The sequence below is a fragment of the Gemmatimonadota bacterium genome (assembly GCA_026705765.1).
GTDB lineage: Bacteria > Latescibacterota > UBA2968 > UBA2968 > UBA2968 > VXRD01.
In genome coordinates this window covers 1-9,228 of sequence record JAPPAB010000122.1, presented here as the reverse complement: position 1 = coordinate 9,228, position 9,228 = coordinate 1, and the positions used below count along the sequence as shown (strand labels likewise).

11 protein-coding genes are annotated in these 9,228 nt (G+C 47.8%); 4 read left to right on the top strand and 7 right to left on the bottom strand.

Annotated elements, in window-relative coordinates; translation table 11 throughout:
• Together OXH16_16535 and OXH16_16530 are read right to left on the bottom strand one after the other, a co-directional pair.
• Positions 1–502, bottom strand: a 502-nt coding sequence (locus OXH16_16535) for a metallophosphoesterase (GenBank protein ID MCY3683006.1), incomplete at its 3' end; no start/stop codon positions are given.
• Between the two features lie 47 nt (positions 503–549).
• Positions 550–1,344 carry a hypothetical protein gene (locus tag OXH16_16530; protein MCY3683005.1) on the bottom strand — a complete coding sequence of 265 codons (795 nt, stop codon included), beginning with the start codon at positions 1,342–1,344 and terminating at the stop codon, positions 550–552.
• A 182-nt stretch (positions 1,345–1,526) separates the two neighbouring features.
• On the opposite strand from OXH16_16530, the gene OXH16_16525 reads away from it, so the two are divergent.
• From OXH16_16525 to OXH16_16510, 4 genes are all read left to right on the top strand, one after another.
• Positions 1,527–2,750 (top strand): hypothetical protein, encoded by a 1,224-nt coding sequence (locus OXH16_16525; protein ID MCY3683004.1) that lies wholly within the window; start codon positions 1,527–1,529, stop codon positions 2,748–2,750.
• 167 nt (positions 2,751–2,917) lie between these two features.
• On the top strand, positions 2,918–3,205 hold the full coding sequence (locus OXH16_16520) for a type II toxin-antitoxin system HigB family toxin (GenBank protein MCY3683003.1): 288 nt from the start codon (positions 2,918–2,920) through the stop codon (positions 3,203–3,205).
• Between the two features lie 118 nt (positions 3,206–3,323).
• The gene (locus OXH16_16515; protein MCY3683002.1) at positions 3,324–4,529 is read left to right on the top strand and encodes an ImmA/IrrE family metallo-endopeptidase; all 1,206 of its coding nucleotides are present in this window, start codon (positions 3,324–3,326) and stop codon (positions 4,527–4,529) included.
• Positions 4,530–4,649: 120 nt separating this feature from the next.
• Positions 4,650–4,958, top strand: coding sequence for an HNH endonuclease (locus tag OXH16_16510; protein ID MCY3683001.1), 309 nt, complete (start codon positions 4,650–4,652; stop codon positions 4,956–4,958).
• A 230-nt stretch (positions 4,959–5,188) separates the two neighbouring features.
• On the opposite strand, the gene OXH16_16505 is transcribed toward OXH16_16510, so the two are convergent.
• From OXH16_16505 to OXH16_16485, 5 genes are all read right to left on the bottom strand, one after another.
• On the bottom strand, positions 5,189–5,593 hold the full coding sequence (locus tag OXH16_16505) for a cupin domain-containing protein (GenBank protein ID MCY3683000.1): 405 nt from the start codon (positions 5,591–5,593) through the stop codon (positions 5,189–5,191).
• Between the two features lie 12 nt (positions 5,594–5,605).
• Positions 5,606–7,051 (bottom strand): sodium:solute symporter family protein, encoded by a 1,446-nt coding sequence (locus OXH16_16500; protein MCY3682999.1) that lies wholly within the window; start codon positions 7,049–7,051, stop codon positions 5,606–5,608.
• Positions 7,048–7,263, bottom strand: coding sequence for a DUF3311 domain-containing protein (locus OXH16_16495; GenBank protein MCY3682998.1), 216 nt, complete (start codon positions 7,261–7,263; stop codon positions 7,048–7,050). Before OXH16_16495 ends, OXH16_16500 begins: the two co-directional genes overlap by 4 nt.
• Before the next feature lie 27 nt (positions 7,264–7,290).
• Positions 7,291–8,262 carry an SMP-30/gluconolactonase/LRE family protein gene (locus OXH16_16490; GenBank protein ID MCY3682997.1) on the bottom strand — a complete coding sequence of 324 codons (972 nt, stop codon included), beginning with the start codon at positions 8,260–8,262 and terminating at the stop codon, positions 7,291–7,293.
• A 99-nt stretch (positions 8,263–8,361) separates the two neighbouring features.
• Positions 8,362–9,108 carry a TonB family protein gene (locus OXH16_16485; GenBank protein ID MCY3682996.1) on the bottom strand — a complete coding sequence of 249 codons (747 nt, stop codon included), beginning with the start codon at positions 9,106–9,108 and terminating at the stop codon, positions 8,362–8,364.
• Positions 9,109–9,228: the final 120 nt, after the last annotated feature.

Below are 9,228 nucleotides of genomic sequence, written 5' to 3'. Positions count from 1 at the left end.
CGCCCTGAACAGGCGCGGTATTTTGGGCGAGCATATAGCGTGCAATGGGTCGCTCACCTTCGGTCCAGCGAATCAGACGGTTGTCCGCCCACATGTGCAAGGCTGCGTCTTCTCCTTCCTGGGGCACGTACAAACTGTCGGTACTTTCTTCGGGTTTTTCATACCACGACAAAAGCGGTACAATTTGTACACCCGGCAATTGCGCCCACGAGGTTTCTATGTCCAACACGTTGCACAAAGCCATAAGCGCGTGGAATTTCTCCAACGAGTCACATCGCTCATTGGGCCTCACCCACAAATCGTGATTGCCCGGTACAAAAAAAACGCGTGCAAATTTTTGCTTCAGTCCGCACAGGGTATCGCGCATCGGGTCGGCGCGGTCAGTTACATCTCCGGCCACAATCACCACATCATCGGTAAAATCGCAATTGGAAAGCCGCTGCACCCACCGATGGTTTTCCTTGTAATCGATGTGCAAATCAGAAATGGCAAAAACGCGCATGGGTTATCCAGTTGAAATAGCCATAAAAATCACAAAAGAAATCGCGCTCAATACCTCACATCGACCAGCCACGCGCTTTTGGGATTTTTTTCCCAGTATTGGCGCAATACCTGTTCGTTTGGACAAAATTCACCGCGATAGGCGACTCCACCATGAGAAATATTAAAGCTCATGGCGACTTCATCTTCGCCCGCATCAACCCAGTGGGGCGTTAATAACTGGTTCCACAGCAAATCCCCGGGTTGCATGTCATAGGTCAAAATATCTACCGGATCTATTTGGGGGATGTCAATGCGCGTAACACCCGTTCGACTTTCCACGAGTTTCTGAACAGGTTCGCGTTTTTCCGGTTCCAAAAACCCGTGAAAGTGTTTTTCCCCATAAACTTGCCACGCGAGTACATGCGAAGAATCTGCGTGATAGGTCGAACTGCACCCTTTTCCAGAGATAAATATAATGGGATAACATCTTTGCCACGTAAATCCGAGTTGAGAGAGGAATGTGCGCCAGGGAATCATCACACATTCTTGAAAGTGTTCGAGAAATTGTCCTGCGCCATAAAAATTTTGCAGATGAAAATGCGCCAGACTAATCGGCATTTCGACGGCTTTTTCTATGGGTGCAGCCTTAAACTTTTCGACCAGATTATTTTGCTCTGCATCGCTCAAGCTGTCATCTAAAAATTGAATGCGCGCCTCGGAATTGCGCCGCAAAATATCTATAATTTCTTCGGCGGAGATGAGTGGCATTTCAAATTTGAACAACGCAGAATGGATAAGAAAATTTCGTTCGCCATTCCAGAACTGGCGAAACTCGTCTCCTGTCCTGGCAATCAGGTGCATTGTTTGCTCCAGTGGTTAGTGGTTAGTCGTTCGTCCACCCAGTCCTTTGTCCCTTACCTCTCTAACATACATCATCCCCCAAAGAGATTCAAGCGATCAAGACAGGGCGGGATGAAGTTACTTGACAGTTAATTTTCTTGCATTCATTATGTACTATCAATTCCCACATATAGGAGGCTAAGATGAAAATCACCGATATTGAAGTTATTCCCATTGCGATGCCTTTGGCAAAACGCTACGACAACCACCACGGGCGCACGCGCATGTACGATATCGATCAGCATGTGGTGGTCAAAATCCATACGGATAACGGGCTGATTGGCTATGGCGATTACGAAGACCGCTCTGCGATTGCTTCTGAGGAAATCGAGCCGTTAATTGGGCGCAATCCCTTTGATTTTTTGCACAATAATTTCAATATGGCTCTTGGCATGGCGCTCTACGATGTCATGGGCAAGTACCTCGAAGTGCCTGCCTATAAGCTCCTGGGGCAAAAGGTGAGAGATGCGGTGCCTGCGGCGGCGTGGACACGGCCCTGTTCACCTGAAGTGTTTGCAGGAGAAATCCAGCGCGCTGTCGATCAGGGGTATCGCATTTTTAAAATGCATTCCGACGCACGTTATGATGTTATTGAACAAACGCGCGCCGCTGCCGAGGTCGCACCAGAGGGCTTTAAGCTCCACTGGGATTTCAACCACAACCGCACGATGGGTGTTGTGCTTCCCATTGTAGCCGAACTCGAACGCAATTATCCGGTGGTCGGTTTTATTGAAGACCCGCTGCCATGGACCGATATTGATGGCTGGCGCACATTGAGACAAAAAACGCAACTACCGCTTATTATGCACAATCCTCAACTCGGCGGCATGCAGGAGGTTTTACACGGCACTGCCGATATTTATATGATTGGCGGTCGCATTGGCGATACTATGCGAAAGGGATTTGCTTACGGTCAGGCCAATATCCAGACGCTCCTCCAGCAATCGGGCAATACCCTGATGAAGGCTTTTACGTTGCATCAGGCGGCGGTCTTGCCTACGGCAACAGCGCATATTATCACGCTGGACGATCAATATGAAGACGATATTACCACGTCGCAACTGCTGCCGACCGAAGGCTTTTGCCGCGTGCCCGAGGGTGCGGGACTCGGTGTTGAGGTCGATGAGGAAAAACTCAAGCAGGCCGCCCAACGCGAACATATTCCCAAACTCGATGTCATTGGTGTGCTCCACCTGCCTTATGGACGCAAGTATTATACCCGCGGGGAACCCAATGTTATAAATCTTACTGGTTTTGAAGAAGGCGCGTTGCGCGGTATCCATTGCGAACGCCTCGTCAGAGGCGAGTCTCCCGACTTTGAGCGCGTTCACAAACGGCTGGAAGAGGAGGGGCCATTTGTTGAGTAATTCAGTTCTTTAAAAAAAACTTGTTTTCAATGTGCAAATTGTATATATTCCCAAAAAGGGAAATTGTTTTATGTTCATAATTCGGGAATTTTTTGTATCAAAAAGAGGATAAAAAAAGGGGGTCACCATGCCATACATTAGATATCTCTTCAGAAAGGGGAGAAAACATGCAAGTCATCGGATTGTTGACCCTCCAGGATTTGAAAAACCGGCATGCAGATGTAAGGACACAAGTTGATGCCTGGCTCAGTGAAGTTGAAATAGCAAAATGGGATTCTCCACAAGACATAAAATCGCGGTATCCAAGTGCAAGCATTTTATCTGATAATCAAGTGGTTTTTAACTTAAAGGGAAACAAATATAGAGTGTTAGCCAAAATAGGTTATAAACGTAAAATTATTTCAGTACAAAAAGCCGGAACTCATGCAGAGTATTCCAAATGGAAGTTAAAGTAAGACAATCAATAGGCCGATACATTTTCAAAAACTGGTTTCTTAAAATCTATAAATATCTAATTTACAAAAATTTGTGAAATTTATCTCCAATTACATAAAACATACCAAAAAAAACACTATGATTGTCAAAATTATTAAATCTAAATCCGACTATGAAAACGCCCTCATTGCGATTGAAGAGTTGATCGATCTTGATCCAGATGAGGGCACTCCCGAAGCGGAGAAGTTGGAACTTTTGATCCTCTTGGTTCAAGACTATGAATCCAAACTGTACAAAAAAGAATTGCCTGATCCAATTGAAGCTATTCGTTTTCGAATGGAGCAGCAGAGTTTGAGACAGAAAGATATGATACCTTATCTGGGCAGTCGAAGTAAGGTTTCAGAAGTTTTAGCGCGAAAACGACCACTTACCCTATCTATGATTCGCGCGCTTCATACGGGGTTGGGCATCCCTGCAGAGGTGTTACTTCAAGAGGGAGATCCTTCATATCTTGAAGAAATGGATATAGAATGGCATCGCTTTCCCATCCGTGAAATGGTAAAACGCAATTGGATCACTCAGGATGCTGCGAAAGCAGATGTAGAAAAAGCTATTCGCGATTTTTTGGATATTGATATTGAAAAGGAGATATTCGATTTCGCTTTTCGAAAGACGCAAAATTTTCGGACTGCCCGATCAATCAATAGATACGCATTGTGGGCCTGGGTTACACAAGTCATAAAAAAAGCTTTAGCCTCTCCCTCTGATAGTCATTATGTACCAGGAACAATAACTTTGAAATTCATGCGTGAAGTTGCCCAGTTAAGCTGGTTTGAACAAGGCCCCGTTCTCGCACAAGAATTTTTGCACAAATATGGAATTTCTCTGATTATTGAGCCGCATTTACCCAAAACCTATCTTGATGGTGCGGCCATTCGTGTGGAACAAAAAAATCCTATCATTGGTTTGAGTATTCGATATGATAGGATTGATAATTTTTGGTTTTGTCTGATGCACGAATTAGCACATATCGCATACCATCTGAACGATAAAGATAACGCTTTCTACGATGATCAGGATTTTAGATCTCAGGAAGATGCTCGAGAAAAAGAGGCTGATGAGTTCGCACAAGAAGCATTAATTCCCAAGGATGTTTGGATACACAGTACGGCCTCTTATCAACCTACTGCAGAATCTGTTCAAAGGCTGGCCAACGAGTTGCGTATCCATCCAGCAATTGTTGTTGGACGCATACACTATGAGGCCAAATCTTATCGCATATTAAATCGCTGGGTAGGACACAAACAGGTTAGAAGATGTTTTCCTGATATAGATTGGAAATAAAATAATGGTATTTATTGATCGCATACGTGAAACTGTATCAGATAATGGAGCAACCCTGTTTGAAGGAACCGTCGAGATCGCGCACATATCCAAATCCACCATCTCACAGGAGAAGTAGATATGACACGCAATCAGTTTTACCTCAAGCTCTATTTTTATCGTTTGCAGGGCGGACGCTGTGCCGCGCCATGCGACTTTCACACGCAGGGCCTGGGCAAGCGCCTGCCCATGGGCGACCTACAGTGGGATCATATACACCCAAAGTCAAAAGGCGGACCTAACACTGTCAATAACCTGCAACTGCTGTGTGAAGAATGCAACAAGATTAAAAGTGATGGGCCTATGAAATACTTGCTCTACAAGCTCAGGGTCCATCACGCAGCATGGCAGGGGATTCAAGAGGTACTATCACAGAGGGGGCTTGCATAGCAAATTCTGTGCCACCGTTTCCGCCAACCCGCCGCTATCACGGAATCTACAAGTATATATATTCCAATTGTTTATATAGATTTCGGCACTTTGGAATATAAGCTCCAAGCAAACCCCTGCTTTGATTTGTCAAGAGGAAATTTGGTTGCAATTGGCACTATTATACATAAGCCCCATTTGAAAAACCAATAAACTTTGTGCCTTTGTATGAGACGCTCTCTCACTTTCATCTATACCTCTAATCTTTCGCCAGTATTTTCTGCGTGTTCATTGGCGATGACGTAATAGACGAGGTCCTCGCTCTCACTCCCATTTCGAATGCGATGGCGCGTGCCCACAGGCTGCATTATGCAATCACCTGCAATGGCTTCAAATGTTTCGCCATCGCGTTGCACGATTCCCTTTCCCGATACTATAATAAAAAACTCCCACCAATGACTGTGTGCGTGAACAGGGCAGGGCCGCGCTCCCGGCGGTACGCGGGTCAATTCGACATCAAACGGATGGGGGGTGTCTTCTGTGTTGCCCAGTGCGACTGATATGTGCTGGCGATAGCGTTCATAGTTGCCATTTTGCCATTGCCATACCTGATGTTCTACGGGTACATCTTTGAGGTTAATTTTCCAGTTTGACATATTTTTCCCTTTTCAAAAAAATCGATCTGCATCGCGAGGTGGTGTGGTGGCGAAAGATACGAGGATGAGGATGAGTGCGGAAACAGGAACAATAATACCGGCGGGGATTAAGCCGGTTCCGCCAATGCTGTACGCGCCTTCTACATTCAGGGAATCTGCATAAAAAAATAGCCATAGACCAATTACACTCAAGATTGCTGCAGTTGCGCCCTGCTTTGTGCTGCGCTTCCAGTACAGTGCGCCGACGAATACGGGTACCAGTCCCGCAAAACCCGTGAGTGACCAGGCACCGAGTTCAAAAATTGACCGCGTTGTAAATAGCGACGCGACAAAGGCCAATACGAGGAATGCAGCGACGAATAGACGCCCGAACAAGACCTGCTGTTTTTCTGACAATTGATCGTCAAAACCGTAAAATCGCACAATATCTTCGGTAAACATTGCGCCCAGGGCAAGGGTTTGGGAGTCGAGCGAAGACATAATTGCCGCAAAAACACCTGCCGCCAGGCATCCTGCCAACACACCGCCCGTATGTGCCAGAATTAATTCAATCAGAATGGGACCGTTCAGCGGTGCCGTAAAATCAATGCGACCGACCATTCCCAGGGTGACGCTGGGTACCCACACGGCGGCGATACACAGGGGGTAGAACACTATGGGCGTTTGAAATGACCGCGCGGTTCGCGCGGAGAGCCAATGGCCGTAAATATGGGGAAATGCCGCAACACTGATGGGTAGCATGAGATAGGAGAGTATTTTGAATACGGTATAAGAGCCGCTGCCAAAAATCACAAATTCGGGGTGCGTCTCGCGCAGCGTTGTCATAGCTTTACCGATCCCGCCGTAGTGGTCCATTATGACGAGATAGGCGATGATGCCCACGAGGATAAATACCGTTGTTTGAAAGGTATTTGCCCAGGCTGTACTTCGCATCCCGCCATAGGTTACGTACAGAAATGTCACCCCACATACGAGCAAGCTACCTGCCCAACTCGGCCACTCACCGCGCGTGATTGCCGCGAGTGCATCGCCCCCGCCTTTGACCCCTATCAGGATGTAGGGGAGCATCAACAACACCACGACGACAAATAAGAGCGTTCCCAGTGCTGGGGATGTATAGCGGTCCCGGATCATTTGGATTTGGGTGACATAAGAAAACCGTTTGCCCAACCACCAGCTTTTTGTGCCGAGATAATAAAAGAGAAATGGAATCAGAATGGAGGAACTCGCGCCCATAAGGCCGAAAACAATAATCCCCAGGCGATAGGCTTCCCCAGATGCCCCGAGCATTGTAAATGCCGTTAGATTGGTGCCCAGCAGTGTCATCAGCAGGACTACAGGACCAATGGTTCGGCTTGCGACAAAGTAATCTTCCGCGGTATTGCGAAACAGCCGATGCCCCAGGGTGCCGACCACGATAACCAGCCCCAGATAAATTGCGACAACCGCAATAATCATTCCCGATCCTCCGCATCTAAATGATGAGGCCACGCCAAGCACACTATTAATAGCATACAAAGCGTGGTCAGGACGCACAGGCCGATGTGATAAAGCAAATTGATCGGCAATCCCAGAATTAGAGTGTCGTTATCCCACATCCAGATATTAAAAAATAAAATTAGCAAGACGAGCAAAACACTCAGAGGCCAGATTTTTGTTTTTTGCGACATCAAATCTCCTTTTTATTTTGCTCGATATTACGGCCTTTGCGCGCCTTTTGCTTCGAGGTACACTGAGTACAAACACATGCCGCCTGTCATGAAGAGGCGGTTTTTCTTTTGTCCGCCAAAACAGAGGTTGGAACACACTTCGGGCAAGTGAATTTTTCCAATGAGGTCGCCATTGGGCGCGAAAATTTTGACGCCGTTATCTTCGGGATTGCCCCAGCCCGAACTGCTCCACAGGTTGCCGTCAATATCGCAGCGAATGCCATCGGCGAATCCGGGCGCCATGTCGGCGAAGATGCGACTGTTTTTGAGGCGGCCATTTTCGACATCAAAAGCGCGAATATGCGCAGGTCCTCCCAGTCCATGAGAGGAGCCGGTATCGGTAATATAGAGAATTTTTTCGTCGGGTGAAAAACACAGTCCATTGGGGCGCACAAAATCATCGGCAACGACTGTGGCATTTCCCGTGGTGGGATCGAGGCGATAGACGCTGATGGGCAGTTCATAGTCGGCAATGTGACCTTCGTAGTCGAGCATGATGCCGTATCCTGGATCGGTGAACCATATACTGCCATCGGAATGCGCGGTGACGTCATTAGGGGCGTTGAGAGGTTTGCCCTCAAAGCTGTCGATGAGCACGGTGATGGTTCCGTCGTATTCGGTGCGGGTGACGCGCCGCGTGCCGTGTTCACAGGTAATCAGACGACCTGTTCGGTCGCGGGTGTGTCCATTGCAATAATTGGAAGGTTGGCGATAGACGCTGAGGTTGCCATCACTTTCGTCCCAGCGCATGATGCGATTATTGGGTATGTCGCTGAAGAGCACACAACGCGCGTCTCCAAACCACACCGGGCCTTCGCCCCAGCGCAAGCCAGTACAGAGACGTTCGACCGCGGCGTTGCCGATGGCGTATTTTTCAAAGCGTGCGTCCAGAATTTCAATGGCGGGATCGGGATAGGGAACAGGGCTGCCGTCCCACGGACGGGTTTTCCAATCGGACATTTTTTCTCCTTAGGGGTGGTTTGATGCCTGAGCGTACGGTGGGCTTCAACGAGGACCGTACTCTGAAGAGCTGTGGGTCTAAGAGAGGAAGGAGAGGGGCTAATCCAACGAAAATTCTATGGGCATGATCATCCAGACTTTGCGGCGTTCTCCCTGGTGTTTTCCGGGGCGAAATCGAAATTGCCACGCTGCGGCCAATGCCGCTTTCCTGAACATTTCTGGGCCGTGAATAAACTGGACATCTTCTACATTGCCTACCTTATCAACCAGTACTTTGACGGTGACTTTGCCTTCGATGCGTTTTTTTCTGGCTTCGGCGGGATATTCAGGCGTGACGATTCGGCTTGGATGTGGTTTGTAGTCGATCTCCATATAGTCGAGCGGTTCGTCTAAGTCTGTACCCGCTGTGCTCGCTAAATTGGGGATAAATATTTTGTCGAGGTCCAGTTCGGTTGATTCAATTGTCACATCCTCGGGGACCTCTTCACCTTCAACTGCCAGGGGCACTTGAGGGCGCGGTGGCGGTGGCGGGCGCTTTTGTTGACTGGTTTCGGGAATATTTACTGTTTGAACCTTGATGACGGATTTCGTCAGGTGTACGGTGGGATGGTATTCGGGATAGAGTCCAAAAACGGCGATGAAGATTATGAGATTCAACAGGCTCGCACGCATCATGTTCGGCCAATAGGGCAACTTCAAGTCCGCATCGGGTTTTTTTGTGCGTGTCTCTATCTGAACATCGCAGGGCTGGGCAGATAGTCTTTTTTGAAATTCGCGCTGCGCCTGGCGCGCCTGATAAATTTGACCGCTTAGCGTGTTCCCAAATCTGATCTGGACGAGGTTCATGCGTTTCCCGTTTAATGAACTGTGCTGTATGCAGGCGTACTTTAGATTTTTAACTTAAGAGAAAGTTCCAATTCCACTGATGCAGATGGGGTGCATGGGGCAACAATTTATATGAGTCTG

Bases quoted from the DNA above. Each gene is read 5' to 3' on its own strand.
- OXH16_16530 (MCY3683005.1), bottom strand. From the start codon at position 1,344: ATGCACCTGATTGCCAGGACAGGAGACGAGTTTCGCCAGTTCTGGAAT.
- OXH16_16525 (MCY3683004.1), top strand. From the start codon at position 1,527: ATGAAAATCACCGATATTGAAGTTATTCCCATTGCGATGCCTTTGGCA.
- OXH16_16520 (MCY3683003.1), top strand. From the start codon at position 2,918: ATGCAAGTCATCGGATTGTTGACCCTCCAGGATTTGAAAAACCGGCAT.
- OXH16_16515 (MCY3683002.1), top strand. From the start codon at position 3,324: ATGATTGTCAAAATTATTAAATCTAAATCCGACTATGAAAACGCCCTC.
- OXH16_16510 (MCY3683001.1), top strand. From the start codon at position 4,650: ATGACACGCAATCAGTTTTACCTCAAGCTCTATTTTTATCGTTTGCAG.
- OXH16_16505 (MCY3683000.1), bottom strand. From the start codon at position 5,593: ATGTCAAACTGGAAAATTAACCTCAAAGATGTACCCGTAGAACATCAG.
- OXH16_16500 (MCY3682999.1), bottom strand. From the start codon at position 7,051: ATGATTATTGCGGTTGTCGCAATTTATCTGGGGCTGGTTATCGTGGTC.
- OXH16_16495 (MCY3682998.1), bottom strand. From the start codon at position 7,263: ATGTCGCAAAAAACAAAAATCTGGCCTCTGAGTGTTTTGCTCGTCTTG.
- OXH16_16490 (MCY3682997.1), bottom strand. From the start codon at position 8,262: ATGTCCGATTGGAAAACCCGTCCGTGGGACGGCAGCCCTGTTCCCTAT.
- OXH16_16485 (MCY3682996.1), bottom strand. From the start codon at position 9,108: ATGAACCTCGTCCAGATCAGATTTGGGAACACGCTAAGCGGTCAAATT.